Below are 25445 nucleotides of genomic sequence, written 5' to 3'. Positions count from 1 at the left end.
TTGTGTGAACGATCGCTATGGGTGTGGCATGACGAACTCACCCCGTGACCCCGCGTCCCCCCTCGGCCCCGGACGCCGTGCGGTCCTCGGCGGCGCCGCCGGCGCGGTACTGGCCGCCGGCGCCGGCCTGCCGGCCGCGTCGGCGGCCGCGGCCCGCAGCGGCCGCCCCGCCGCGGACCTGCCCGACGAAGTCGAGTACCTCGTCATCGGATCGGGTCCGGGAGGCGGCAGCGTGGCCGCGAACCTCGCCGAGGCCGGACACTCGGTCCTGGTGCTCGAGGCCGGCCCGGCCCAGGGCAACCAGACGTACTACGAGGTCCCGTCCTTCCACCTGAAGGCCGCCCGCGATCCGGAGATCAGCTGGGACATGTGGGTCCGTCACTACACCGACGACGCGGCCCACGGCAGCCAGTGGGTGCCCGGCAAGGGCATCCTCTACCCACGGTCCGCGACCCTCGGTGGCTGCACCGCCCACAACGCCATGATCCTCATGTACCCCGAGCACTCGGACTGGGCGTACATCCGGGACCTGACCGGGGACCAGGGCTGGGATCCGCAGACCATGTGGGACGTGCACTGGAAGAAGGTGCTCTCCTGGCAGCCCGTCGAACGTTCGAGTCCGCTGCTGGCCCTGCGCGACCCGTTCCTCGACGCCCTGGTGCTCGGAGTGAACTCCGAGCCGCTGCCCCAAGGGCCGGTGGCTTCTCCGCTCGACCCCGACGTGAACTCCAGGGCGAACGTCGACCGCTGTGCCCAAGGCGTGTTCACGACCCCGATGACCGCCCTCGCGGGCCGCCGGCACGCCATCCGGGAGCGCCTCCTCGCGGTCCGGTCCCGGCACCCCGCCCGCCTCAACCTGGTCACGGACGCCCTAGCCGAACGCATCGTGTTCGAGGAAGCCGGCGGAACGCTGCGGGCCACCGCGGTGGAGTTGCTGCTCGGCCGGCACCTCTACGGCGCCTTCGCGGACGCCCGTCCGGTCGCTGACGCCGAACGGGCGTCCCTGCGCCGCACCGTACGGGTCACCCGGGAGGTGGTCGTCGCGGGCGGCGCCTTCAACACACCCCAACTGCTGATGCTGTCGGGCATCGGCCCCCGCGACCACCTCGCCGCGCGTGGCATCACGCCCCTGCTCGACCTGCCCGGCGTCGGCGGCAACCTGCAGGACCGGTACGAGGTCTCCGTGGTGTCCCGGCTCGGCCACGACCTCGCGGCCATCGCCGCGTGCGAGTTCCGTGACCAGGACGACCCCTGCCTCACGGAGTGGCGCGACCCGCTCAGGCGGCCCGCGGCCCCGTACGCCTCCAACGGGGTGGCCACCGGGATCAAACGGCGGTACTCGCGCGGCTCGGCCCACCCGGAGCTGTTCGTGTTCGCCGCACCCGGCAATTTCGCGGGATACGTACCGGGCTTCGACACGCTGGCGGTCAAGGACAAGCGGCACCTCAGCTGGCTGGTACTCAAGGGCTACGCGGCCAACCGCTCCGGGACGGTACGCCTGTCCTCGGCCGACCCGACGGCGCAACCGGAGATCAACTTCCGTTCCATGGACGACGGCAGGGGCGGCGACGAGGACGTCGCCGCGATGATCGAGGCGATCCGTTCGATCCGCAGCATCAACCGCAAGGTCGGCCTCGTCGATCCGCTGAGCGAGTCCGTTCCCGGTCCGCGCGTCGCGACCGACGCCCAGCTCGCCGCGTGGATCCGGCGGGAGGCGTGGGGACACCACGCGTCCTGCACCGCGGCCATCGGTCCGGCCGGCCGCACCGGTTCGGTCCTCGACAGCCGCCTGCGCGTGCACGGAACGGCCAACGTCCGCGTCGTGGACGCCTCCGCCTTCCCCCGCATCCCGGGCCTCTTCCTGATGGCTCCCGTCCTGCTCCTGGCGGAGAAGGCCAGCCAGGACATCCTGACGGCCGCCGTCTGAGCGGCGGCGCCGGCCTCTCCGGGTGTGGGCCGGCCTCTCCGGGTGGGCGCCGGGCCGATCGTTTCCGCAGGTCAGGCTTGCGCACGGAGCCGGGCCGTTCGGGTGAGGGGAAAACGATCCCGCAGGCCGGGCGGGTTCCCCCGCCGCACCGCCGACCGAAACGATCCTCACTGCCCGGCTTCGTCGCCGGGCCGCCGCCCTCGCGCCGGCAGACGCGGTGCGCCACGGCCGCGAACCCTCACCCAACCCCGAGTAAGGAGTCCCGGCATGGGACTGACGCCAGCCACCATCGCCTCCGAACTGGAAGCCGCGAACAAGGTCGGAGACCCGAAGGCCGACCAGTTGGTCTCGGACCTGATCGACAACAAGGAGATCGACGGGGTCAACTCCCTGTTCCGGACCATCGGCACCCTCAAGCCCGGCCAGGACCTCTCCGAACTTCCCCCACGCCTGGCGGAGTTCCTCAAGGAGGCCGCGGCCGCACCGCCGGACTGGTCCGAAGCCGACGTCAAGGCCGCGGAGAGCTTCTTCGCCCACCACCACGGCGAAGTCAGCATGCTCCAGGGCACGGTCGGCCTCATCGGCACCTACCTCTCCCCGACGGGCGCCTTCACCCTCCGCTCCACCGGCCGCCTCGGCGGCGTCGAGGGCCCGGGCCGCCGCCTGTCGCAGTCCTCCCGCCTCTTCCTCGACATGGGCGACAGGAACGCCATGCGCGACGGCACCCTCGCGGCGAACGTCACCAAGGTCCGCCTGGTCCACGCATCGGTTCGCCAGCTCCACAAGAAGAGCGGCGAGTGGGACTACGCCAAGTGGGGGGAGCCGGTTTCGCAGAAGTACACCACCGGCGCCGCATGCGTCTTCTCCACCCAGATCATCCAGGCCATGGAGCGGCTGGGCATCGACGTGGCCAAGGACGACGCCAAGGGCTTCATGTGCGCCTGGCAGTACGTCAGCCACTACCTGGGCACGCACGAGAAGTGGCTCCTGCCCAAGGACCCCGGCCAGGTCGAGACCCTGTGGAACCAGGTCCGCGACGAGGAGTGGAAGAAGACCGACGACGGGGTCTTCATGACCAGGCAGGCCGTCGACTTCTACAAGAAGTTCTACCCGCCGGGCGCCCACGACGCGTTCATCGCGATGGTCCGCCACGCGTTGACCGACAAGTACGCGGACATGGCCGGCCTGCCCAAGAGCGTCCTGGACGCGGCCGCCAAGCCGATCACGGCCGGCCATGACCTGGTCAGCGGAATCGGAGGCGGCCTCCTCGGCGGCGGAGCCAAGAAGGCCACCGGCGTCAACCCCTACAAGGAGATCGTCGGCATCGCCTCCAAGGCCTTCAACGGGATCCAGAAGTTCGCCCTCACCCACGACCAGGACGACCAGCCCCAGATGCACCAGGAACTCCACGACAACCGCTGACCGCCCCGGGGCCTCCGGGACCCGCCGCGACACGCACGAAAGCGCGCGACAACGACGCCGAGGAGCATGACAGGGCCGGGACGCGGGTGGACGCACTCCCGGGAGACCGGAGGGCGGCCGCAGCCGTATCCCGCGCCGCCGGCCCTGTCGCTTCCACACGGCCACCGCCCGATTCGCCACCCGCGTAGATCAGTTGCCCGGCACCCCGGAAATCCCCTTTCCTTGATCAAGAATTCCATTCGAACAAGGTGTTGTGACGGGTGTCTCCGTTCGATACGATCGCAACCCTCAACGGCCGTAAGTCCACCTATTGCAGGGGGCATTGTGGGTGCGTTCGCGTCAGCAATCCCCGCCGGGCGGGACCATTGATGGACGAGGTCGAATTACGACCTTCCGGCCCTGAGTTACCCGAAGAAGCGCCCGCATCTCCCTTCCGCATAAGGGATTTCGCGCTCTTCTGGACCGCGGGCGCCGTCGACGGTCTCGGCACCTGCGCGTCCTCCCTCTTTCTTCCGCTGATCCTGCTGGGCGCCGGATATTCGGCCGGGCTCGCCGGACTCGTCGCGACGGTGGCTCTGATCAGCGGCCTGGTGGTCGCACCGGTCGCGGGCGTGTTCGCCGACCGGTGGCCGCGCAAACCCATGATGTACACGGCGGCCCTGGTCGCGGCCGGCGCCATGGGATCGGTGTTCGTGACCGTGGCCCTCGGCCATGTCGTCCTCGTCCACGTCCTCGTCGCGGCCGTGGTCGAGCAGGCGGCCAGCGCCACCTACGGGGCCGCCGCCTCCGGGACGATCCGGCGGCTGGTGCCGCCCGAGGGGTACGCCCGGGCGATCGGCTACCTCCAGGCACGGGACCAGGCCGTGCAGATCGTCGGGCCGACGCTGGGCGGCGTGCTCTACCAGTTGGCCCGCTGGGTTCCGCTGCTCGCGGACGCGGTGTCGTTCCTGCTCGTGGCCGTGCTGAGCAAGGCGATCCGCGCGGACCTGACGCCCGGGCGGGAGGGCCCCGCCGGTTCGTTCACCCGTGACCTCGCCGAAGGGCTGCGCTTCGTGTGCGCGCAACCCTTCCTGCGCTTCGTCGTGGTGTGGACCGCCGGGATCAACGCGCTGCTCGGCGCCCTGTACTTCCACGCGGTGTTCGCCTCCCACGCCCAGGGCGCCAGCCCCTCCTCGATCGGGCTCATCCTCACCCTCGCGGGCGTCGGCGGGCTGCTCGGCGCACTCGCCGCTCCGTGGCTGGTACGGCGGGTCGCGGCCCCGCGGATCGTGACGGGCGCGTCGTGGGCCATGGTGCCGACGGCGGCCGGGCTCGCCTTCGCGTCCCGGACCTGGGCCTACGGGCTCCTGCTGAGCGGGGTGTCGCTGATCGTGCCGTCCGTGGTGGTCGTGCTGCAGACCCGGGCCGTGCTGGTCACCCCCGACCGGCTGCTGGCCAGGATGGGGACGGTGCTGGGCACCGCCGGCCAGGGCGTCGCGGTGCTGGCGCCAGTGGCGGCGGGGGTCCTGGTGGCGGCGTACGGGGGCCGTACGGTCGCGCTGGGCTGCGCGGGCGCGTTCGCCGGGCTGGCGCTGTACGCGACCGGCAGGGCGGGACTCGTGGCCCGGGAGGCGTCGTGACACCCGCCGCGCAGAAGTCCGCCACGCGCACCTACGGCGTCTACCGGCCGGTGCTGCCGGTGACCAGCCCCCGGACGCCCGACCGCATGGTGTACACCGGCGACGCCGACGGCCGGTGCGAGATCTTCGCGTGGGACCGGTCCAGCGGCGTCGGCCGGCAGCTCACGGACCGTCCCCAGGGCACGCTCCTGTGCGCCATCGACGAGGACGAGGCCGTGTGGTGGTTCGACGAGGACCGCGGCGGCAGCGGAGGCTGGCGCACCCAGCCCTTCGACGGCGGCCCGGACCGTACGGCGCTGGCCGGAGTGCCGTACGGGCGGCCCGCCGGGCTGGCGCTGACGGCCGGGGGCGCTGTGGCCGTCGGCATCCGGAGCCCCGAGGGGCTCAGCATCCACACGGGGCGGCGCGGCGGCACCGGCACCTGCGTCCTGCACACGACCGACTCCGGCACGCTGTGCGACCTCGCGCCGGACGGCGGGCTGCTGGCGGTGTCCGGACCGGCCCACTCCGCCCACGCCGTGACGCTGCTGACCCCGGACGGGACCACCGTCGCGGTGCTCTCCGGCACCAGGGAACGCACCTGGGCGCTCGGCTTCGCGCCCATGCCCGCGCCGTTACCGGGTCCGGTGCCGTTACCCGGCCCGACGCGGCTGCCCGGCCCCGTACCGTTACCCGGCCCCGCACCGTCCTCCGGGCCCGGACCGACGCCCGGCCGCACCCTGCTGCTGGTCATGCGCGAGCGCGCCGGCCGCTACCACCTCGGCACCTGGGCCCCCGGTAGCGGACTGGAGCTGCTGCCCTGGTGCTCGTTCGACACCGAGACGACCGCCCGCTGGTACCCCGGCCCGGGCGCCGCGCGCGTCCTGCTCCGGCAGGACCGGCACGGCCGCAGTCGGCTGTTCACCGCCGACCTGGACCGCGGCGAACTGACGCCGGTGCCCACCCCGCAGGGCAGCATCCTCGACGCGGCGCCGGCGGCCGACGGCGACGTGCACTACCTCTGGACCGACGCCGTGAACGTGCCGCGCGCGCTGTCCCTGTCGGGTGCGCCGCTGCCCGGGCAGAGCCAGTGGCGCCTCCCTCGGTTCGGCCACCGCCAGGACCTGTGGACGCCCGGCCCCGACGGCCCGGTGCACACCTTCGTCACCACACCCGCCGACCGTCCCGCGCCGCACCCGCTGGTCTTCCTCGTCCACGGCGGTCCGGCCGACCACGACCGCGACGCCTACGACCCGATGGTGCAGGCCCTCGTCGGGTCCGGTTACGCCGTGGCCCGCGTCAACTACCGGGGCTCCACCGGGTACGGTCCGCGCTGGCGCTCCGCCTACTCCGAGGGCGTCGGCCACACCCAGGTCGCCGACCTGGTGAGGGCCCGGGCCGAACTGCTGGAGCGGGGCATCGGTCGCGAGGGGGCCGTGGGCCTGTGCGGCACGTCGTGGGGCGGCTACCTGACCCTGCTGGCCATGGGAACCCGCCCGGACCTGTGGAACGTGGGGGTGGCCGTCAAACCGCTCGCCGACTGCGTCACGGCCTTCCGGCACTCCACGCCCGCCCTCCAGGCGCTGGACACCGCGCTGTTCGGCGGCACCCCCGACCAGGTGCCCGAGGCCTACGCCCGCGCCTCCCCGTCCTCGTACGCGGCCGAGATCCGCTCCCCGCTGCTCGTCGTCGCCGCGCGGCGGGACGCCAAGTGCCCGCCGGAGCAGATCGAGGCGTACCTGGCCGTGCTGCGCGCGGGCGGGGTCGCCCACGAGCTGATGTGGCTGGACTCCGGCCACGACGGCTACGACGGCGCCGACCACCTGGCCGTGATTCGGCGGTCCCTCAGATTTCTCGGCCGCGGGCTGCCTTCGGCACCCGCGCCGGCCGAGCCGTCCCCGCACCCGGGGAGGAGGTGAACAGCATGCAGAAGGACATCATCCACGGCGACCCGCTCGAGGGCGACGAGGAGAGCCGCAAGCCGGGCGTCGGAGTCGTCGTCTACCTCCGCTCCGCGGAAGAGATGGAGGACGAGGAGAAGTAGCACGAAGGGGCCGGCCCCGCACCCCGTGCGCGGCCGGCCCCTGTCACACCGGACCACACCGGACCACATGAGAAGAGGCCAGCCATGCGCGTACTCCTGGTGAACATGCCCTGGGCCCCGATCGATCTCCCGTCGCTGGCTCTCGGAATTCTCAAGCGCAGCGTCGACGAGCGCGTCCCGAACGGAACGGCGGACGTGCTCCACGCCAATATCGAATACGTGGACTGGATCACCAAGAACACGGAATTCACCCTGGAGGACTACTCTTACTACGCGCTCGGCTCCTATTTCCTCGGCTGTGGCGACTGGGTCTTCTCCTCCGCCCTTTACGACGACCCCCAGTGGCGCGTATCCGAGTTCACCGAAGCGATGAGCAGCCGGGTCCGCGGAACCCGGATGGAGATGACGAAGGAACTGCACGTGACCGCGCCCGATTTCGTCCGGTACATCGCCGAGCGCATCGTCGAACTCGCCCCGGACGTGGTCGGTTTCACCTCGACGTTCCAGCAGAACACGGCCGCCCTGGCGGCCGCCAAGTACGTCAAGCGCCTCGCCCCGCACATCATCACGGCCATGGGCGGCGCCAACTGCGACGGCAAGCAGGGCGAGACCGTCCACCGCAACTTCCCCTTCGTCGACTACGTCCTGCGCGGCGAGGGCGAGGTGTCCTTCCCCGCGCTGCTGCGGGCGTTGGACGCCGGCGAGCCGTTGTCGGAGGTACCCGGACTGTGCTGGCGCGACGCGGACGGCGCCCCCGTGGTCAATGCCATGAGCACCAAACCGCTGCCGCCCGCCTCGATCCTCCCGCCGGACTACGCCGGGTACTTCGAGCGCCTCGCCTCCTCCCACGCGCGGCACTGGGTCGAGCCCAAGCTGGTCGTCGAGGGCGCGCGGGGCTGCTGGTGGGGCGAGAAGCACCACTGCACCTTCTGCGGGCTGAACGGCTCGTTCATGCAGTTCCGCAGCAAGAGCCCGGACGTGTTCTACGACGAGATCATCGAACTGGCCCGCAAGCACCGGGTCCTGGACATGTACGTCGTCGACAACATCCTGGACATGGGGTACGTGAACACGGTGCTGCCGCGCATCATCGACAGCGGGTTCGACCTGCGCATGCACATCGAGATCAAGTCCAACATGCGGCGGGGGCAGCTCCAGACCCTCGCCGACGCGGGCCTGATATTCGTCCAGCCGGGCATCGAGAGCCTCAACAGCCGGGTGCTGACGCTCATGGACAAGGGCGTGACCGGCGGCCAGAACGTCCGGATGCTCCGCGACGCCGCCACCGTCGGCCTCTCGGTCGCCTGGAACTACCTGCACGGCTTCCCCGGCGAGGACGTCGAGGACTACGACGACGTGGTGGCCCAACTGCCCGCGCTGGAACACCTCAACCCGCCCGTGGGCCCGTCCTCGCGGATCGCGATCGAGCGCTTCAGCCCCTACTTCAACAACCCCGGGCTCGGCTTCTCCGAACTGCGCGCGGCCGAACCGTACCGGCTCACCTACGACCTTCCCGACGCCGAGATGTTCGACCTGGCGTACGTCTTCGACGTGCCGCCGCGAGGGATCGGCGAGGACGTCGTCGACCGTCTCGACGAAGGCATCTCGCACTGGAAGCGCAACTACGCGGGCAGTCGTCTCACCCACTGCGATCTGGAGGACCGGATCGTGCTGGTCAGCAAGCGCCGGGCCTTCGACTGGACGCACCTGGAACTCACCGACCCGTTCGAGCTGGCCCTGTTCCGGCTGCTCGACCAGCCGCACACGGTGAAGGCGGCCGCCCGCAAGCTGCACGAGGACCACCACATGGGGGAGGAGGCCCTGCGGCAGGTACTGACGCGCTGGCGTGCGCTCGGGGTGGTCTTCGAGGACAGCGGGCAGTTCGTGCAGATCGCGCCGCCCGCGCTCAACGAGGAGTTCCTGCGGATCGACTTCATGCGGCACACCTCCGCCCGCGACGGCGAACTCGCCGCGACGACCGCCTGACGCCTGCCAGACGACTGCCCGACGGAGAGACGACGATGACTCCAGCACTCACCGGCACCCCACCCTTCACCGTGACCGCCTCGCGTGACTACGACCCCGAGGTGGGCGCGCTGCCCAGCATGTCCCTGGGCCGCTACGAGATCGACCTCCCCGGCGGCGAGGCCGCCCGACGGCTCTTCGCCGCCGGGGCCCGGCACGTCACGCTTCCCCGCCCGGTCGACGTGACGGACACCGCCGACGCGGCCTGGTCGGTCCGGGCGCTCAGCTTCGTGGGCGACCTGTCCAGCCTGGCCATCTCGGTCGACTGGCAGATCCACACCGGCCCGGACCCCGACGCCTGGCGCCACTACGGCCATCTCCACCCGCCGACCGCCGTCCTCGGCACCGCCGACCCGGCCGCGACGGCACTCACGTGGCGCAACGCGTACTACATCTGCAAATGCGTCTACCGGTACGGCCCCGGCTTCATCCAGGTCCGCGACCGGCGCTACGGCGAACTGCGCCGCTTCACCATCGACGAACCGGACTACCACGAGGCCATCGAGGCCCTCACCGACGGCGCCCGCGCCGACGCGATCCCACGGCCGATCCTGGACGACCTCATGGGCGAGACCCTGGTCCTCCGTCTCGGCGACCACCTGTGGTGGAGCCCGTACCGGGTCCGCCGCTGGTCGGAGGCCCCGCTGGTGATCTGACGGAGCGCCGGCCCAGCGGTCGGGCCGCCCGGGCGTCCTCTCGCCGCGCTCCGGGCTACGCCCCCGCCCAGTAGGCGGCCCGCACCTCCCCCTCCGCGAAGTCCCGGCGCGGCAGACGCAGGCCGAGGGACTCCTCCAAGGCGTGGAAGTACAGCTCGAACGTGCTGGACAGTTCGGGGTGGTCCAGCTCGGCCCGGCGCAAGGCCCGGTTGAGGAAGTCCAGTTCACCACCGCGGAGGTAGGGGGCGCGGCCGCGCTCGTACCAGATCAGCTCCAGCATGCCATGGTCGTCGTCGCTGACGCGGCGGCCGTCCCGCACGTAGTCGAAGGTGTAGATCGCCTTCGCGGAGGTGGCGCTCAGCCACACGCTCTCCTTGATCCCGAGGGCCGCGTACGCCTCCTTGTCGGCGAAGGATCCCGGCGGCGTGTCGTGGTGCAGCAGGAACGTCCACCCGCCCGCCTGCCCGAAGCAGCAGCTCTCCCACGCGCGGTCCCAGTGGACCCGGCCGCCGTCCACGGCCTTCAGGTCCTTCAGGCGCGTACCGGCCGCGACCTGCGCGGGATCGGCCCCGTACAGCAGGGCCAGCCGCTCGGGGTCGATGACCTGCCCGGGCGCCGCGCGGAAGAAGGCGAGCGTCGTGTACGGGTCCTGCTCGCGCCAGGACCCGGCCATCCAGGCGAGCCCCTCCAGCGGGTCGCGCCCACAGGCCTCGACCGTCCCCGTGTCGTCCAGGCCACCACTGCGGAAGCGCCTGCCCCACGCCGGATCGATCAGGTCCAGCGTGCCGGCCACCTCCTCGAGGCTGCCGCCGCGCCCGCGTATCGCGGCCTCGGCGATCAGGTACAGCGCCTGTTCGAGGTCGCGGGTGGCGAAGACCTCCCGGTAGGGGCCGTGACGGCCGTGCACCGTGCCGTCCTCGTCCAGCAGCAGCCACAGGCCGTCGTCCGCCGTCCCCTCGGCGCGCTCGGCCCACTCCTCGAGCTCGTCGTGCGAAAGCGTCACGGGCGGCAGCCCGACCTCGTCGAGCAGGGTGTGCCGCGCGGCCGTCCGCTGCCAGGCCTCCGCAAGGGTCCGCTTGGTGATCTCCATGGCGCCACTGTAAAAGGGCCCACTGACAACGGGCCGCCCCCGCCGACGGGTTCGGCACCCGGCCGCCCTGTCCCGCTGCTTCGGTGCGCGGACGGCGCCCCGGGGCACCGCGCGCGCCGGGGGAACCGTCCGGCCTGCGCGATCGTCGGTTACGGATGTGACTGAAGTGACGCCCATACTGACCGCTGACCACCGCGAACTGATCTCGGACCTGTCCGGGATCGTCTGCGACTACCCCTACGTGGATCCCGAATCGACCCTCGCCGTCCTCGCCGGCGACGCGGCGGAGGCGCTCGGCCGCGACACCCCGGAGGGCCGCCGGGAGCGGACCGGGTACACGATCCTCCTGCATGCCACCTGCTGGTACGTCGGCGCACGGGTCTTCAGCAAGTCCCTGTTCGCGTCGTACACAGAGGCCCTGGACGGGCTCCGTGCGCAGCTGGACCGGGCCTCCTGCGCCTGTCCGCCCGATGCCCACCCCGCGGATCTGGACTCGGAGTACCAGGTCGAGGCGGGGGTGAGCATGCTGACCGAGGAGGGGCGGGCCGCCTTCGCCGAGGAGTACGGTCTCGACGCGGAGGAGTTGGCGGTGTTCGACTGCCAGGGGTTCCTCGCGGACCTCGCCGATGAGGCCCTGGGCTGCCTGCACGAGGCGCACCGGGAGCTCTTCGGCGGCATTGACGTCTCCCATCTGGACGCACGGTTCGTCCGGGAAGACGGCAGCCTCGACCTCGTCGCCGTGCAGGAGGCGATCAGCCGGAGCTGGGAGAACAACACCGGCCCGGTCGCCCTGTGGTCCGCCCGCCGCTGGCTCACCGGGCGGGTGCGGGACGAGGAGCGGATCGGCCTGTTCCTGTGCCTGTGGATGGGCATCGCCCAGACGTACGAGGGTCTGCCGCCCTCGTACGCGCGCGACCTGGCCGCCGCGCTCGCCACCGTCGACCTGGACGCCTCCTGCGAGCACCCCCAGCACCCCTGGTCCACCGCCGACTCCACCGTGCAGTCCCGGTTCAGCGCCGTGGTCCACCTGTACGCGCCGCAGGACCACCCCGACACCCCCGTGCCCGCCGAGCTCTCGGCCCGCGAGCTGTGGGAGTGCCCGGTGCAGTACGCCCAGTTGGCGCGGAAGGCGCTGGAAGACCTCAAGGGATGGCGCACGATGCGCGGCGGCGACGACGAGGACTGGGAGGACTGAGCGGTACGGGTCGCCTCGGAGCAGGTCAGGACTGACCGGCCGCCACCGCCCGGAAGGCCGCGGTCGCGCGGCGTGCGACCGCGTCGGCGTACGGCACGAAGACGGCCGGGTCGGCGTGATCGGTGAGGCGCAGGCGCACCGCGGGCTCGAAGGTGTGGGCCGTGTAGTGGACGAGTCCGTCGGGGACCAGCGCCTGCGCGAACTGTTCGATCTCCCGCTCCCACCACGTGTACCGGGTGGCGAGTCCGTTCGCGATGCTCTCGCTGGTCACGACCGCCAGAGCGTAGGCACCGGAGGGCTTCCGTACGAGGAGGATCCGGTCGGGGTGGTACGAGCCGTCGCGCCACCGCCCTGCGTACAGGTGTCCCGTCGGCATGTCCGGCGGTGTCCTCAGCCAGGTGGCGTCCGGCAGGCCGGACCAGGTGAAGTGCACCCACCAGCCGTGGCGCACCTCGTACGGCTTGTCCTTCACGGTGATGATGCCGGGCCGGCCGGCCGCTTCCAGGGCCGCCGCGGTCGCGGTGATCACCCCGGTCACCTTGCGCACGGCCTCCTCGCGTGCCCGCTCGTTGCGGACCGAGGCGTGGACACGCTGCCACCAGGCGTCGACGTCACCGACGGTCTCCCGCAGGTCGGCGGGCCAGGACTCCGGTGTCTCGCCCCGCGCAGCCAGCTCGCGCGGCGTGCTCCCGCCGGGCAGCGGCCGGTCCGCGGCGGCCTGGCGCCACTCCCACTCCTCGAACCGGGCCCGGGCCTCCGCACGCCGCCGCTCCTGTTCCCGGAAGGCCCGTCGGCCCGCCTCGGCGCGCTGGGCCTCCTGGTCGGCGATCCGCCGCTCCACGGCCTCCCGCACCGGCCGGTAGGCGGCCGCCGCGGGCTCCACCCGTTCCAGGAAGGCCGCCTTGGCCTTCCTGTACGTCGCCTCGGCCCAGCGCCGGCCCACCAGCCGCCTGCGCCAGCGCCGGACCCGCTCCTCGACCCGCTCCAGTTCGACGACGGCTTCGGTGAGTTCGCGCAGGTAGGTGAGGGCGGCGGCATTCCAGGCGGTCACCTCCTGCGGTGTGCCGGCCGCCACCACCCGGGTGCGCGAAAAGCGCGAGGAGACCAGCCCGCCCGGGACGCCGTCCCCGGTCTCGTCGGCCCCCTCGGGGAACCAGTAGACGGTGATGAGACCGGCATCGGCTATCGCGTGGTTCAGCCACGATATTTTCAGGGCCATGGTCCGAGGATGCCCACGAGGACGGCTCCGAAGTCCCCGCCGGGGGCGCCGTCCAGGCCGGTTCCTCCGGGTCGGGTCACTGGGACGGGTCGTACGGGTCCACCGGGAGCTGTGCGAACGGTGTCCGGGTGTGACCCTCGGGCGAGCAGGCGGCGAACGGCCCCTGCTGGGGGTCCATCAGGACGCGCAAGTGCGGATCGGCGTGCTGGATCCACCAGGTCGTCATGCCGAGGGCCGGGTCGTGGCGCAGGTGCTCCCAGGCCAGCCAGAGTGCGGACAGCCGGGCCCCCGCCTCGAAATGGTCCCACCAGCGCGGGCACCACGTGGCGGTCGTACCGTCCAACGGGCGGCGGATGGTGTGGGCCAGGTAGCCGGTGACGAAGTCGAAGACGTCGGCGAAGTAGAACTCGGCCTTGCCGTCGTGGACTTCCGAGGCCGGCATGGGGAAGACCGAACGCGGCTCGCGCGGCGGCTTGGCCGGGGCGTACGCCCTCAGCAGCGCGTCCAGGGCCGTGTCGCGCTTCCGGAGCTCCGTCAGGATCCAGCCCTGCAACTGCTCCTGCAGTTCGGCGACCTCGGCGTAGGCGTCCGCCTCCAGGCAGTCGACTAGCCGCTTTCTCCAGTCGTCCAGCCGGCGGGCGTGGTGTTCTTCCTCGTACGCCGACCGCGCGCCGGCCAAGAAGTAGGTCAGAGTCATGTGGTGATCCCGCTTCCACTCCTCGCCGGCGGCCTCCGCGGTGACCTTGGCGGCCACCCGCTGCGCGTGTTCGGCCGCTGAGCTGTCCGTGGAGCCGGTGTTCTCGTCGGGTGCTTCGTTCATGAGCCGAGAATAACTTATTATCGTCTCAGTGACGATAAAAGGGTGCGGTCATCAGTGCGTCGGACTACCCTGGTGCAGAAGATCACTGACGCGGGGGAGCGGCCATGAGCGACGGCAACCATCAGGCTGTGCAGATCATGATCGGAGGCGGGCCGGCCGTCCTGGCCCGCCCGGCGGGGGCGGTGCTGGTCGACGACTGCGGCAGCGTGTTCCACCGGGGCGTTCTCCCCGACCTCGGCCACACCCCCGATCAGCTGCGCCACCTGAGCGCCTACGGGTTCGACCCCTACGCGTACGCCGCGCCCACTGAGCGGGTGCCGACGATGGCGGTCCGCATGTGGCTGGACCAGCTGGCGGCTTCCGGCCCGGTGGTCAACGGCACGGCCGAGCTGGCCGTGGACCAGGAACGCCGTCTGGTCGCGGCCGTCCACCCCGCGGGGGCCGCCGACCGGGTCATCGTCGACGTCGAGGGCATACCGACGCTCGCCCCGGGCCTGCCCGCACAGCTCGTGCCCGGCACCGGCCCCGCGCTGCACTCCTTCGACTGGGCCGCGGGTGTCCTGCTGGCCGATCTGGTCAGGCAGGGTCCGGTGGCGAGCGGGGCGGCGCGAGCACTGGTCGGCCTGCTCAACCAGCGGGGCGGCCCGGCGGACGTGCTGGCGTTGCTGGACCGCATGGACCCGGCGCTGCTGACCGCGTCAAGGGCGCCGATCGAGGCGATCCGAGCGTTCGCCGCCTTCCTGTGGGCCACCGAGCACGCCGCCGGACCGCTCTGCTTCGGTGACGCCCTGGTGTACGGGCGGATCGCGGCGACGGCCGCCGACCGCTGGATCGTGGCCGGCGGCGGGGACCACGCCCTGGCAACCGCCGAGGCCCTCCTCAACGGCAACCCGGCCGCCCGGGTCACCGTGGTCGCGGCAGCCTTCGAAACGGCGGCGCTCAGCACGGCACGGTACTTCGGCCTGTGGAGCCGCCACACCGCGGACGGCGGTGGTGACGGCCGCCTGGAGTTCCGCACCGGAGCCGAGCCCGGCCCCGTCACCCTCACCGGTACGGGACGCTTCACCGAGGGCGGGGTGGAGGCCGACGGATACGCGGCGTCGATCGGCCGGGCCCGCCGACTGCCGCTTGCCGTGGGCAAGCTGGCGAGCTGGGCGCGGGAGGCCCACGGACAGGTCACCGGCACCCTGCTCTTCGACACCGACCTGCTCTACCTCGGCTACCGGCTGCACTTCGCCGCCGAGGGCCTGCTGCGCCAGGTGGACGTCACCGGCGCCGCCTCGTGGTTCCTGCCCGCCGACGTGTTCCCGGAAGAGCAGGCCCGCCGGGTCGAACTGATGGGTCAACGTGCCGTGCCGCCGGAATCGGGATGCACCCCCACCGACCTGGCGCCGGTCGCGCAACAGGGCGCCCGGCTGGCGGCTGCCCGACGGCAGGGCGCGGTACGCGAGACCGAAACGGTGCCCGAACGCTGGGTGCCGTCCGTCTGACCGCTGGGCCGGATCGCGGCGCGGCGTGGCCGCGCCGTCGGATCAGGGCAGGGGCGAGGCCTCGGTGGCGCGGGCCCGCCTCAGGCGGAGACGGCGCTGCGGGTCAGGGCGGTGCGGAGCGCGAAGACGCCGAGCAGTCCGCCCGCCGTGAACCGCTGGGCGGTCATGGCGCGGGGCCGGGCGGCCAGGAAACCCGACACGCGCGCGGCACTGAGCATGATCAGGGCGTTCACGCAGATCCCCACGACGATCTGCACGGCACCGAGCTGGAGGAGCTGCGCCCAGGCCGGACCTGCCTGCGGGTCCAGGAACTGGGGCAGCAGGGCGGCATACATGAGAGCGATCTTCGGGTTGAGCAGGTTGGTCAGCAGCCCCATCGAGAACAGGCGGGCGTCGGAGACCGGAGGCAGGTCTTGGGCCGGTGCGAAGGGCGAGCGGCCGCCCGGCCTGAGCATGCCCCAGGCGAGGTAGGCCAGGTAGGCGGCCCCGGCGAGCTTGACCACCGTGAAGGCCAGCGGCACGGCGGCGAACAACGCGGACAAGCCCGCGGCCGCCGCCAGCAGGTAGCACACGAATCCCACGGCGGTCCCACTGAGGCTCACCAGTCCGGCCCTGCGTCCTTGCGTGATGGCGCGGGAGGCGAGGTGGATCATGTTCGGGCCCGGAGTCAGCGCCATGCCCAGTTCGATGAGGGCCACTCCTCCGACTGCGGTCAGAGCGATCATCGGTCAGCCTCCAGGCCGTTCGTCGGGTACCTGATGTGCAAGGGGGGTCACCCGGCGGCGAAGCGCGGGTGCGAGGCATCAGCCGAGCCTGCCGCGCCCGCAGCAGCATACGGCCCCGCCCCTCGGGCTCTTCATGAGCTCCCGGCCCCGCTCCCGGCCCGCCGACTGCTTCAACCTGAAGGCAGTCGAACGGCCTTGACGCCGAAGGGAACCCCCTCGGCTCGGCCGGCGGGTCCTCGCCGAGGTACTTCTGAGAGGGCTTGCGCGGCAGCGACTCCTCACGGTCCTCGACCCGTTCGACGTTCCGCGGATGTCCACGGACCGGTACGGGTGCAACAGCTCGCGCGTCTCCTCGCAGAACACCACTGTGCCGTTCAGGGACGGGGCGGCCAGCCGGCGTCGGAGTCGGTGAGGGCCCGGGCCTGGTGCACACGCTCTTCGACGAGCCGGCGGAACCCGGGGAGCGCGTACCGTTCCCCCGTCGCCGATCGGGTGCCGCGGATTCCGGCGATGTCGGCCATGAGCTGCTGGGGCTGGGGCTGCCAGCCCACGACCAGGACCCGCAGCCCCCAGGCTTCCGCCCGCCGGTGCAGGTCCAGCAGGTGCAGCAGCCCCTCACGGTCCATGAGGACCACGTGGTGCAGATCGACCGTGAGGACCCGCTCATGGGCGGTGACCACCTCGTCCACCACGCGCCCGAGTGCGGCGCCCGTGTCCGCGTCGAGTTTTCCGTCGACGCCGACCCAGAGGGTGCTGTCGCGGTGTTGGACGTCCACAGTGTTCAATGCGGTGCCTCCCGTCACCCGGAAGCCGGTGCCCGCCGGGGGCCATCATCTTGGCGTGCTGCCCGGCAGGACCGGTACGGGACGCGCTGGCGGACCGCTGTCGGCTTGACCGCGGCAGGGACACCCGATTCTCGAACTCGCGCTCGAACATGCGGAGATCGCCTGCAATTCAGAGGCTCCACAACAATGATTCTGGCATCTCCCGTCACGCCGGTCACGATTCTTCGACCCGAAATCAGATGGCGGGCGTACCGGCTCCGGGCATGACGAAATTGGCCGGATCGAGCTGTGGACAGCCAGGGGCCTTTCGGGCTGAATGGACCTCGCCCATCGGCGGACCATACGGGAGGGCGGATAATCGTGTCCGAAGGCCTAGGAGAAGTCGACAAGGAACAGGTTCAGGCGAGAGTCCAGAAGATCCAGGAAGTCTTCGCCCGTAAGCGGGAGGAGAGCGGCAGCCTCGGCTCGGGGCTCGATCTGGAGGCGTCAGCGCGGCAGGCCTTGGAGGCGAGGGCGCGGCCCGCCGTGGTCGCGGACGAAGAGATCCTGGCGAAGCTGCGCGCCTCCGCTCCGCAGTCCCGCGACGACAGCGGCCCGAGCATCTGGTGCGAGCTCTACGGATTCCTGGACCTCGGGTACAAGATTCATCTGAATCCCTACGCGGTCGCCATGGTGACGAGTGCGGCCTCGGCTCTGGAAAAGGTTCTGGGCGACGCCGTAGAGGATTTCCCGGAACTCGAGGCGATGTTCGTTCCGCTGCTCGCGTTCATTTACGCCGAAGGGGACGCGATCGGTGAAGTCGCTCAGATCAACGGCTCGGTCGTGCTGATCGGCGTGATCCCCGACCCGTTCCCCCTTCCGTTCCCCGACGACTAGTCCTCCACCCTCAACCGCACGGCCGGAGGCCCTCCAGCAGATCCTTCGCGATCTGCTGGAGGGCCTCCGGCCGCCCACTCCCGGTGAAGGCCGGGCGGAAATCCGCCTCCCACAGCGCGGAGAAGGTGCCAAGATGCGACGAACAGCACCGGAAAGGCAGGGGCTTGGCGCATGCTCGGATGGAACATCACCGTTTCGACCCAGACTCCGCAGGAGAGGGACCAGAACGTCACACACAGCCGCGAGGATTCCATCCTCGCCTCGTGGTCCGTCGGCATCGGCGGACTCAACTGGGTCTCAGAGCTACAGCGGTCGGGCAAGGCCGAGGAACTGCTGGGCGGCGGCTACCCCTGCCGCTACGTCATCCGTGCCGCAGACGTGCTGCCCCTGCTCGCCGACGGGCCCCCGGCGGGCGGCAGCACCATCCACTCCTCCTGGATGCACCCCGAGCGGATGGCGGCCTGCCGCGACGACCAGATGCTGACCGTCGATGCCTGGGACCAGTCGTGAACGCCGCACCCTGACCCCCGGCGACCCTCGGCAGCGCGCTCGTCGCCGGCCGCGCCGGGCGCCGAGGCCGGGTGGTGACCGCTCTCAGTGCCGGGCCTCAGCCTCGGTCTCGGCGTCGGCGACAGCGATGGCTATCCCGAGGGCCGAGGTGAGGTTGCCCGCCGCCGTCATGACACGGGCGGTGCCCACGATGGGGGCGATGGCGACCAGGACGTCCTGGAGCTGCTCGACGGTCACGCCCGTCCTGATGGCGGGGTCGATGTGCGCCAGGTACGAGATCGGCGGAGCGTCCGACGCGGCGAGGGCCGCGATCCGCGTGAGCATGAGCATGTCCGGGGCCAGCCCGCACCGTTCGATCGAGTCGACGGTCATGGCGGCGAGGGTGTCCAGGACTGGGGTTTCTGATGCGGTGGCCATGCCATTGCCTTCCCGTGTGCTTTCCCGTGTGCTCCGGCGCAGGGCCGAGTGGGTTCACGGCGGGAGCATCGGGCGTCCGCGAGCGCCGGGGCCTCCCTCCAACCGTAGATCCGCCGTGGGTACCCCGCATGGCAGGGCATCCACCCCCCGCGCCGTGTGCCCGCCCGCCCCCCCGGCAACCGAACCACTGCCGGCTCTGACGGGTCAGACCATCACCAGCAGCCGCGTGCTCGCCACCAGCTTCCGGTTGACACTGGTGCTCTGCACGAAGATCGTGAAGTCGTCGTTGTGGTCCGGCTTGACGCGGACTTCCGTGTCCGGCAGACCGAGCAGGGCCCGGGCCTCCGGCCCCGTGTAGATCTGGTCCGTCTTCTTCTCCAGCACCGCGATCTGCTTTCGCGGCTGGATGCTTTCCGACTTGCTCAGCTGGTAGAAAGCGCAACCCGTCCGGTAATCGTGCCCGGCCTCGATGACCCATTCCCGGATCGCCGCCGCCCGGGTCACGGGAACCAGCTGGTACCCCGACGGATCGGCCGGAGTGAGACCGGCTGCCTCGATGCTCTTCTTGTTGACCTTTTCCGCACCGACGGAGAACACCGCCTTCGATCCCCGAATGCCCTTGGTGCGGCCCACCATGAAGCTTTCGGTCGCCTTCAGGATGACCTGCCCGGCCTCCTCCAGACCGTGTGTGCTCGTGGCGTCCCACACGGCGATGTTGTCCTTCGGGAAGCCGCACTGCATGGCCTCGCGCTTGCCCATCTGGTCCGGCACGAGGACGGCCAGCGTCCAGTTGTCCTGCTGCGTCTCGATCATCTTGGCGACGGCCTGCACCAGTGCGCGAGGGGTCTTGGCGGGCGCGTCCGGGCAGCGGTGACTCGCGTTCTCCTGACCGTCGGTCAGCACGAAGGTGAGGAAGCTGTGGTCGCCGTACAGCTGGGCCGTCTGGGCCAGCTCTCGCTGGGACTTCAGCGTGGCGGCCAGCAGAGCTGTCATTCCCCCGGTCCGGTACAGCTGCTTCAACGACGGCATGCGCAGCACGTCCTTGTCGTAGATGACGCACTCCACCTTGTCGGCGAAGACGTACACCGTGACACGGGTCTCCTGGTCCAGTTCCTGCGACCGGCGGGCCAGATAGGCGATCTGCTGGTCGGCGACTTCGACCACCTTGCCGCTCAGGTGCGACATGGACGAACTGGCATCCAGCACGAGAGCGACGTGATTGATGTAGTTCTGCATTCCGGACATGGAAGCTCCCCCTCTTTCCGACTCGATACTTCGATCCTCCCATCCACCACTGACAATCGATCTTGTCCGGACGACCGGCCCGCCCCTCCGGGATGCGGCGTTCGGGGACGTGCGCGTGGCCTCCTTGACCGGTCGGGCCGGCACCCGCAGAGTCGGGATGCGGAGCCGTGACAGCGCCGCCCGACCCCCTTCAGCCGGCCCCCGTTCCACGGCGGCGGACGGCCCCGACCTCCGGGAGTGACCGCGCCGATGGTTCTCGACCTCGTCGTCATCGGTACGGCCATCACCCTGGGCCCCCTGCACAACAGCGCCTTCATCCTGCTGCTCTCCTCGCGGCGCGGAGTCCGGAAGGGCCTGGCGTTCCTGCTGTCGTGGCTCGCCAACCTGGTCGTGGTCATCGCGTGCGTCCTGCTGCTGACCGGCGGTGAGCCGCCGGCCCACCACAGCACCCCGTCGACCGCCGTGTCCTGGGTGAAACTCGCCATCGGCGTGGGGCTGGTGCTGTACGGCCTGCACCGGCACCGCCGGCCCCCGCGCCCGCACGGGCCGCCGCACTGGACCGCCCGGGTGGACGGAGCCTCCCTGGCCACGGCCGCCGGGCTGGCCTGGCTGTTGCAGCCGTGGGCGTTGGTCGGCGCCGGCGCCGCCACCGTCGTCGCCGCGGACCTCTCCTCCATCGGCGCCTGGGTCGCCCTGACCGGCTATTGCCTGCTGGCCACGCTCGGCCTGATCGTCATGGAGATGTACACCGTCCGGGCACCCGAGGCCTCGGGCGCCAGGCTGAACGCCCTGCGGACCTGGCTCGAGCGGCACCAGGAACAGCTGGTGGTCGGGCTCTCCCTGTTCGTCGGCCTGTGGCTGACGGCCCGGGCCGTCTACGAGCTGGTCGCCTGACGTACGCCCGCGTTCAGAGGCGGGCGTACGTCACCCGGAACGCCCAGTCGGCCCGCTCCTTGAGTGCGTCATGGCCGGGGCGTGTGGTTTCCTGAGCTGCCTCGCGCTGTAGCGGGGCGACTACATGGAGTGAAGGGGATGTTGTCGTGAGCGTTCTGGACATCAAGCTGGACCGGTCGTTCGATGTCTTCGACTCGGACGGCGACGGGCGGCTGGAGAAGTCGGACGTCACCGCCCTCTCGGACAAGCTCGCCGAGTCGCTCGGTCTCGCCCCGGACGCCGTGGAAGGACTCCGGGGCTCGCTGGCGGACCTCTGGGACACCGTCTTCCAGCGGATGGACCGGAACGGCGACGGCGGCGTCGACCGACAGGAGTTCCGGACGTCGTTCCGGGCGCGGATCGTCACGGACCAGAACAGGATCTGGGAGCGGCTCCGGAACATGAGCAACGCCTGGACCGAGCTCGGCGACCGCGACGGCGACGGCATGCTGAGCCGCGAGGAGTACACCTCCCTGCTCCACGGCATGTTCCGCCTGCCCCGCGAGACCTGTGACGAGGCGTTCAACCGGCTGGACGCCGACGGGGACGGGCAGTTGAGCCGTGACGAGATCAGCTCCGCGATGAAGGAGTACTACACGAGCGAGAACCACACGGCCCGCGGCAACCAGTTCTTCGGCCGGCTCTGAGAGGCGCGGCGGGGGTGCTCCAGCGCCCCCGCCCGCGGTGGCTTCCCCGGAGCCGGTTCGTATCGGTTCCCCGCTCGTTGACTGGAAGCGGAAGCCAATCTCTCAAGACCTACTGGAGGACCTCGTGATGGCCGATGCCGCACTGCCGGTGATCGTCGTCTCCGACTCCGATCCGCTCCGCCGGCACGAGACGGCCGAGCTGGTGCAGAGCTGGTACCGCACTTCCTTCCGCGTACTGCAGGCCTCAGGGCCCTCGGAAGTGGTCCGCGCGCTGAGGTCGCTGGCCGACCGGAAGGTACCCGTCGCGGCCGTGCTAGCCGATGAAGCCCCCGACCTCGGTGCCGGGCACCCCGGCGTGCGCTGGCTGTCGCCGGCCGGACACTCCGGCGCCGTACCCGACGCCCTTGCCGAAGGCGCAGGGGGCGCCGGGTCCCCGGCCGGGGACCCCGCCGGGCTCAGGGGCGCGCTGGACGACTTCCTGTGCACGTGGAACGCCGACTGCCAGGGCGATCTGCCCACCGCCGAGGTGCGCGGCAGCCGCTCCTCACCCGCCGCCTACGCGGTGCGCGACTTCCTCGGCCGCAGCGGCGTGATCTTCCGCTGGCTCCGCGAGGAGGAGGACGTGCGGGAGGCCCCGGTGACCGTCCGCCTCGGCGACGGCACCGAGATGGTGAATCCGTCGGTCAGCGAGCTGGCCGAGCGGCTCGGACTCATCAGGCCGGCCGAACAGACGCACTACGACGTCGCGGTGATCGGCGGTGGCCCCGGCGGCCTGTCCGCCGCGGTGTACGCCGCCGCGGAGGGCATGAGCGTCGTCGTGATCGAGGACGACGCGCCCGGCGGGCAGGCGGGATCGACCTCACGGATCGAGAACTACCTGGGCTTCCCCGTGGGACTCACGGGCGGTGACCTCGCCCAGCGCGCCCTGCAACAGGCCCGCAGGGCACGCGTCGAGTGGCAGCCCACCCGGGTGGCCAGCCGGGTCACCCCGACCGCCACGGGTGATCACACCGTTGAGTTCGTCAAGGCCGGAACGGACGAGACGGCCTCGGTGACGGCGGCCGCGGTGGTCGTCGCCACAGGTGTGGACTGGAACCGCTTGAAGGCTCCCGGCGTCGACCGACTGCTCAACTCCGGCGTCTACTACGGTTCGTGCCTGTCCGACGCCCCCTCAACCGTGGGGGAGGACGTGTACATGGTCGGCGCGGGGAACTCCGCCGGGCAGGCCGCCCTCTACTTCGCGCGCTACGCCCGCTCCGTCACCCTGCTGGTACGGGGCACCGACCTCGGCGCCTCGATGTCGAGCTACCTGGTGCAGCGCATCGAGCGGACCCCCGGCCTGCGCGTCCTGTTGGGCACCGAGGTGACCGAGTGTTTCGGCGGGACCGCTCTCACCGGGCTCGGGCTGCGGTCCCGCGACGGCGGGGAGCGAACCGTGTCCGCGCACAGCCTGTACGTCCTGATCGGCGGTCACCCGTCGACCGACTGGCTGGGCGGGGCGCTGCAACTCGACGACCGAGGGTACGTCCTGACCGGAACCGGCGGGGCCGGCCCTGACGCGCTGCCGATGGAGACCAGCGTGCCCGGCGTGTTCGCGGTGGGCGACGTGCGCTCCGGTTCCGTCAAGCGGGTCGGCGCGGCCGTGGGCGAAGGGGCCGCCGTGGCCCAGTGCCTGGTCGAGTACAGGCGGCGGCATCCCGAGCGCTTCCGGGACGCGCGAGCCGTCTGCGGCTTCTGACGGAAGACGACTGGCCCGGGGTGCCTTCCGGCCTTGGCCGTCGAGGCCGTCCACGCGTTCTCCGGTACGCGTGGACGGTGACCCGCTTGCCACGCGGATCAGGAGGCCCGCGCGGTCGGCCACTTGAGCTCGATCTCCAGCTCGATCTCCCCGTCCTCCACCTCTACCTCGACCTCGGTGTGGATCTCGTCCGGGATCCGCAGGGTCAGCGTCCCGGGTCCGAGCTCCAGCTCGGCCGTGCCGCGGTGCCGGAGCGCCTCCGCGAGCGCGGAGAGCTGATCGGCCGCCTCGAGACGGGACAGGGATCTCTTCTGCTCAAACTTGAGGTCCTTCACGGATGTCTCCAATCCGCTACGAACAGCGCGAACACCTGGTGAGTCTCATTGTGAGGCCGCGCGGCAGGCCGGGCACGTGCGCCCGCGTCACCGGGCACCCACCCCGCCCGGCCGCTCCTGCGCCGCCGGTCGCGGCCGGCTGAAGGCCAGGCCGACGACCTCACGCCACTGCACGGGCGGCAGCGACACCGGAGACCCGGGGCGATCCCGGGGCACGCGGACGCGCAACGCGCCCGGGCGGACGGTGCAGACGACCGGCACCGGCATGGTCAGGGCCTCTCCGTCGACGGCGACCGGAATGCTCTCCGTGCCCGAGCTGATGCTGATCCGCCGGGAGGCCAGCACCTGGAGCCCGGCCGACCTGGCACCCCGGAGCGCGACGTCGGTCGCCTGGGCCGCGTTGTCCACCCGGATCCCGAGGACCCCCAGTACTCCGCGGTCGAGCCGGGACCTCCGGCCGCCCGCGGCCATCGGCTCGGGGGTGGCATACGGGTTGTTGCTGACCAGCAGCGCCTGCTGGGACTCCAGCCGCGCATCGTCCGTCACCGCGTCGAGCCTGTGACCGGTGAAACCGAGCAGCAGGTCGGGCATCGCGTCCAGTGCCGTGTCCGCCTTGGCGTCCCGGTAGTCCGGGCGCTGCACGACCTCCGCGTAGACGCCGAACGAGGCCGTGTTGACGAAGGCGTGACCGCCCACGACGCCCAGGTCGACCCGGAGCTCCTCCCCGTCGGCCAGCGCTTCCAGACACCGGGCCGGGTCGTCGCGGTCCAGACCGAGATCCCTGGCGAAGTGGTTCCTGGTGCCCGCGGAGACCACGAGGAACGGCAGGTCGTGGTCGGCCGCCACCTCGGCCACCCGGGCCTGGGTCCCGTCGCCCCCCGCCACCCCGAGCAGGTCCGCGCCCTCGGCCACCGCCCGACGGGCGAGCGCGGCGACATCCGTCGTGACCGTCGTGTCCAGCAGCACGACCCGGGCGCCCAGCGCCTCGGCCTTCTCGACCAGGCCGAAACGGCCGACCTTGCCGCCGCCGGACTTCGGGTTCATGATCAGCACCGGATGCCGGGGGAGGGGACCGGCGACCGCCGGCATGGCGTCGGGTTTCCGTACCGCGCGCAGCGCCGATCCCGCGCACACCACGGCGGCACCCCACAGCGCGATGGCGGTCAGCGCCACGGGCCACAGATCGGCCAGAGCGTACGTGACCAGGATGGCCACCGGCGCGCCCACCACGAGCAGCGCTCCGGCCACCCGTACCGCCCCGTGATGGGCCAGGACCCACCACGTACCCGCGGCGGTGAGCACCGCGCCGGCCGCCCCGACCGTGAGGACGAGCAGACCACCCCGGCCGGCGGCGGCGGCGAGCGCCACCACCGCCCCCAGCGCGCAGAGCAATGCCAGCCGGGCCAGCAGTCTGGCGCGGGGAGCCGAGCCGGCTGGATGCGACGGTGACATCGTCCTCACGCCCTCTGGCCGGTCCTCACCACGAGCTGTCGCCGGCACCGGTTGCGGTCCCCGTACGGCCCGGCGCGGCGGTGCGCATCGTGCGGCGGCGCTACCGGCGCCACTCGCCCAGTGTGCCACCGCCCCTGCGCCGTCCCCTGTGCCGGACCACGAGCCACCGGGAATCCACCGGATGGCTCAGCTTCGGAGATCCGACGATCCGGGCGCCAAGTGCCGTGCCGCAGAGGAGCATTGCGGTCTGCAGGCCGCGGACACGGCCCGCCGGCTGCGCGCGCGGCTGGCCGGCG

At 71.5% G+C, this 25445-nt stretch carries 22 protein-coding genes; 13 read left to right on the top strand and 9 right to left on the bottom strand.

Annotated features, from left to right (window positions below; all coding sequences use genetic code 11):
• The first annotated feature begins 28 nt into the window (after positions 1-28).
• The 6 genes from AC07B0_RS11785 (at position 29) to AC07B0_RS11760 (ending at position 9672) form a co-directional block, all read left to right on the top strand.
• Positions 29-1927, top strand: a complete 1899-nt coding sequence (locus AC07B0_RS11785; RefSeq protein WP_478897782.1) for a GMC family oxidoreductase — start codon at positions 29-31, stop codon at positions 1925-1927.
• 267 nt (positions 1928-2194) lie between these two features.
• Positions 2195-3349 carry an oxygenase MpaB family protein gene (locus AC07B0_RS11780; protein WP_356873670.1) on the top strand — a complete coding sequence of 385 codons (1155 nt, stop codon included), beginning with the start codon at positions 2195-2197 and terminating at the stop codon, positions 3347-3349.
• A gap of 368 nt (positions 3350-3717) precedes the next feature.
• Entirely contained in the window at positions 3718-4968 is a 1251-nt protein-coding gene (locus AC07B0_RS11775; protein WP_478897781.1) for an MFS transporter, read from the top strand.
• Complete coding sequence (locus tag AC07B0_RS11770) at positions 4965-6866, top strand: alpha/beta hydrolase family protein (protein WP_478897779.1); 1902 nt, start codon at positions 4965-4967, stop codon at positions 6864-6866. The genes AC07B0_RS11775 and AC07B0_RS11770 overlap by 4 nt, the downstream gene beginning before the upstream one ends.
• Positions 6867-7075: 209 nt before the next feature.
• The gene (locus tag AC07B0_RS11765) at positions 7076-8977 is read left to right on the top strand and encodes a RiPP maturation radical SAM C-methyltransferase (protein ID WP_478897777.1); all 1902 of its coding nucleotides are present in this window, start codon (positions 7076-7078) and stop codon (positions 8975-8977) included.
• Between the two features lie 35 nt (positions 8978-9012).
• Positions 9013-9672 carry a DUF5825 family protein gene (locus tag AC07B0_RS11760; RefSeq protein WP_356873678.1) on the top strand — a complete coding sequence of 220 codons (660 nt, stop codon included), beginning with the start codon at positions 9013-9015 and terminating at the stop codon, positions 9670-9672.
• A 55-nt stretch (positions 9673-9727) separates the two neighbouring features.
• Here the strand turns inward: AC07B0_RS11760 and AC07B0_RS11755 are convergent, their stop codons facing one another.
• Positions 9728-10762 carry a hypothetical protein gene (locus AC07B0_RS11755; protein ID WP_478897775.1) on the bottom strand — a complete coding sequence of 345 codons (1035 nt, stop codon included), beginning with the start codon at positions 10760-10762 and terminating at the stop codon, positions 9728-9730.
• A gap of 166 nt (positions 10763-10928) precedes the next feature.
• Here AC07B0_RS11755 and AC07B0_RS11750 point away from each other — a divergent pair, with 166 nt between their 5' ends.
• Positions 10929-11957, top strand: a complete 1029-nt coding sequence (locus tag AC07B0_RS11750; RefSeq protein WP_478897774.1) for a hypothetical protein — start codon at positions 10929-10931, stop codon at positions 11955-11957.
• 25 nt (positions 11958-11982) lie between these two features.
• On the opposite strand, the gene AC07B0_RS11745 is transcribed toward AC07B0_RS11750, so the two are convergent.
• Together AC07B0_RS11745 and AC07B0_RS11740 are read right to left on the bottom strand one after the other, a co-directional pair.
• Entirely contained in the window at positions 11983-13176 is a 1194-nt protein-coding gene (locus AC07B0_RS11745; RefSeq protein ID WP_478897773.1) for a hypothetical protein, read from the bottom strand.
• 76 nt (positions 13177-13252) lie between these two features.
• The gene (locus AC07B0_RS11740) at positions 13253-13996 is read right to left on the bottom strand and encodes a DUF4913 domain-containing protein (RefSeq protein WP_478897771.1); all 744 of its coding nucleotides are present in this window, start codon (positions 13994-13996) and stop codon (positions 13253-13255) included.
• 104 nt (positions 13997-14100) lie between these two features.
• Between AC07B0_RS11740 and AC07B0_RS11735 the strand changes: the two genes are divergently transcribed.
• Positions 14101-15486, top strand: coding sequence for a hypothetical protein (locus AC07B0_RS11735; RefSeq protein ID WP_478865161.1), 1386 nt, complete (start codon positions 14101-14103; stop codon positions 15484-15486).
• A gap of 80 nt (positions 15487-15566) precedes the next feature.
• Here AC07B0_RS11735 and AC07B0_RS11730 read toward each other — a convergent pair whose 3' ends face one another.
• Positions 15567-16211 carry a LysE family translocator gene (locus AC07B0_RS11730; protein WP_356873690.1) on the bottom strand — a complete coding sequence of 215 codons (645 nt, stop codon included), beginning with the start codon at positions 16209-16211 and terminating at the stop codon, positions 15567-15569.
• Between the two features lie 374 nt (positions 16212-16585).
• Positions 16586-16987, bottom strand: a complete 402-nt coding sequence (locus AC07B0_RS11725; protein ID WP_469378646.1) for an STAS domain-containing protein — start codon at positions 16985-16987, stop codon at positions 16586-16588.
• A 369-nt stretch (positions 16988-17356) separates the two neighbouring features.
• On the opposite strand from AC07B0_RS11725, the gene AC07B0_RS11720 reads away from it, so the two are divergent.
• Both AC07B0_RS11720 and AC07B0_RS11715 read left to right on the top strand, forming a co-directional pair.
• Positions 17357-17872: a hypothetical protein gene (locus AC07B0_RS11720; protein WP_478897769.1), complete on the top strand. Its 516-nt coding sequence runs from the start codon at positions 17357-17359 to the stop codon at positions 17870-17872.
• 171 nt (positions 17873-18043) lie between these two features.
• A complete protein-coding gene (locus tag AC07B0_RS11715) occupies positions 18044-18382 on the top strand; it encodes a hypothetical protein (protein WP_478865159.1) in 339 nt (112 codons plus the stop codon).
• Between the two features lie 84 nt (positions 18383-18466).
• Here the strand turns inward: AC07B0_RS11715 and AC07B0_RS11710 are convergent, their stop codons facing one another.
• Together AC07B0_RS11710 and AC07B0_RS11705 are read right to left on the bottom strand one after the other, a co-directional pair.
• Positions 18467-18799 (bottom strand): carboxymuconolactone decarboxylase family protein, encoded by a 333-nt coding sequence (locus AC07B0_RS11710; RefSeq protein WP_467295169.1) that lies wholly within the window; start codon positions 18797-18799, stop codon positions 18467-18469.
• Between the two features lie 204 nt (positions 18800-19003).
• Entirely contained in the window at positions 19004-20044 is a 1041-nt protein-coding gene (locus tag AC07B0_RS11705; protein WP_356873698.1) for a vWA domain-containing protein, read from the bottom strand.
• A 249-nt stretch (positions 20045-20293) separates the two neighbouring features.
• On the opposite strand from AC07B0_RS11705, the gene AC07B0_RS11700 reads away from it, so the two are divergent.
• The 3 genes from AC07B0_RS11700 (at position 20294) to AC07B0_RS11690 (ending at position 23362) form a co-directional block, all read left to right on the top strand.
• Positions 20294-20938, top strand: a complete 645-nt coding sequence (locus tag AC07B0_RS11700; protein ID WP_356873700.1) for a GAP family protein — start codon at positions 20294-20296, stop codon at positions 20936-20938.
• A gap of 146 nt (positions 20939-21084) precedes the next feature.
• Positions 21085-21624, top strand: a complete 540-nt coding sequence (locus AC07B0_RS11695) for an EF-hand domain-containing protein (RefSeq protein ID WP_469378192.1) — start codon at positions 21085-21087, stop codon at positions 21622-21624.
• A gap of 127 nt (positions 21625-21751) precedes the next feature.
• The gene (locus tag AC07B0_RS11690) at positions 21752-23362 is read left to right on the top strand and encodes an NAD(P)/FAD-dependent oxidoreductase (protein WP_478897766.1); all 1611 of its coding nucleotides are present in this window, start codon (positions 21752-21754) and stop codon (positions 23360-23362) included.
• Between the two features lie 98 nt (positions 23363-23460).
• Here the strand turns inward: AC07B0_RS11690 and AC07B0_RS11685 are convergent, their stop codons facing one another.
• On the bottom strand, positions 23461-23697 hold the full coding sequence (locus tag AC07B0_RS11685) for an amphi-Trp domain-containing protein (protein ID WP_356873706.1): 237 nt from the start codon (positions 23695-23697) through the stop codon (positions 23461-23463).
• 87 nt (positions 23698-23784) lie between these two features.
• Positions 23785-25149, bottom strand: a complete 1365-nt coding sequence (locus AC07B0_RS11680; RefSeq protein ID WP_356873708.1) for a diacylglycerol/lipid kinase family protein — start codon at positions 25147-25149, stop codon at positions 23785-23787.
• Between the last annotated feature and the right edge of the window lie 296 nt (positions 25150-25445).

It is taken from the genome of Streptomyces sp. NPDC044704 (genome assembly GCF_056433525.1).
This window is presented reverse-complemented; position numbering and strand designations above follow the sequence as displayed.

Coding starts and splice junctions, on each gene's coding strand:
- AC07B0_RS11785 (WP_478897782.1), top strand. CDS start 29: ATGACGAACTCACCCCGTGACCCCGCGTCCCCCCTCGGCCCCGGACGC.
- AC07B0_RS11780 (WP_356873670.1), top strand. CDS start 2,195: ATGGGACTGACGCCAGCCACCATCGCCTCCGAACTGGAAGCCGCGAAC.
- AC07B0_RS11775 (WP_478897781.1), top strand. CDS start 3,718: ATGGACGAGGTCGAATTACGACCTTCCGGCCCTGAGTTACCCGAAGAA.
- AC07B0_RS11765 (WP_478897777.1), top strand. CDS start 7,076: ATGCGCGTACTCCTGGTGAACATGCCCTGGGCCCCGATCGATCTCCCG.
- AC07B0_RS11760 (WP_356873678.1), top strand. CDS start 9,013: ATGACTCCAGCACTCACCGGCACCCCACCCTTCACCGTGACCGCCTCG.
- AC07B0_RS11755 (WP_478897775.1), bottom strand. CDS start 10,762: ATGGAGATCACCAAGCGGACCCTTGCGGAGGCCTGGCAGCGGACGGCC.
- AC07B0_RS11745 (WP_478897773.1), bottom strand. CDS start 13,176: ATGGCCCTGAAAATATCGTGGCTGAACCACGCGATAGCCGATGCCGGT.
- AC07B0_RS11740 (WP_478897771.1), bottom strand. CDS start 13,996: ATGAACGAAGCACCCGACGAGAACACCGGCTCCACGGACAGCTCAGCG.
- AC07B0_RS11735 (WP_478865161.1), top strand. CDS start 14,101: ATGAGCGACGGCAACCATCAGGCTGTGCAGATCATGATCGGAGGCGGG.
- AC07B0_RS11730 (WP_356873690.1), bottom strand. CDS start 16,211: ATGATCGCTCTGACCGCAGTCGGAGGAGTGGCCCTCATCGAACTGGGC.
- AC07B0_RS11715 (WP_478865159.1), top strand. CDS start 18,044: ATGCTCGGATGGAACATCACCGTTTCGACCCAGACTCCGCAGGAGAGG.
- AC07B0_RS11710 (WP_467295169.1), bottom strand. CDS start 18,799: ATGGCCACCGCATCAGAAACCCCAGTCCTGGACACCCTCGCCGCCATG.
- AC07B0_RS11705 (WP_356873698.1), bottom strand. CDS start 20,044: ATGTCCGGAATGCAGAACTACATCAATCACGTCGCTCTCGTGCTGGAT.
- AC07B0_RS11700 (WP_356873700.1), top strand. CDS start 20,294: ATGGTTCTCGACCTCGTCGTCATCGGTACGGCCATCACCCTGGGCCCC.
- AC07B0_RS11690 (WP_478897766.1), top strand. CDS start 21,752: ATGGCCGATGCCGCACTGCCGGTGATCGTCGTCTCCGACTCCGATCCG.
- AC07B0_RS11680 (WP_356873708.1), bottom strand. CDS start 25,149: ATGTCACCGTCGCATCCAGCCGGCTCGGCTCCCCGCGCCAGACTGCTG.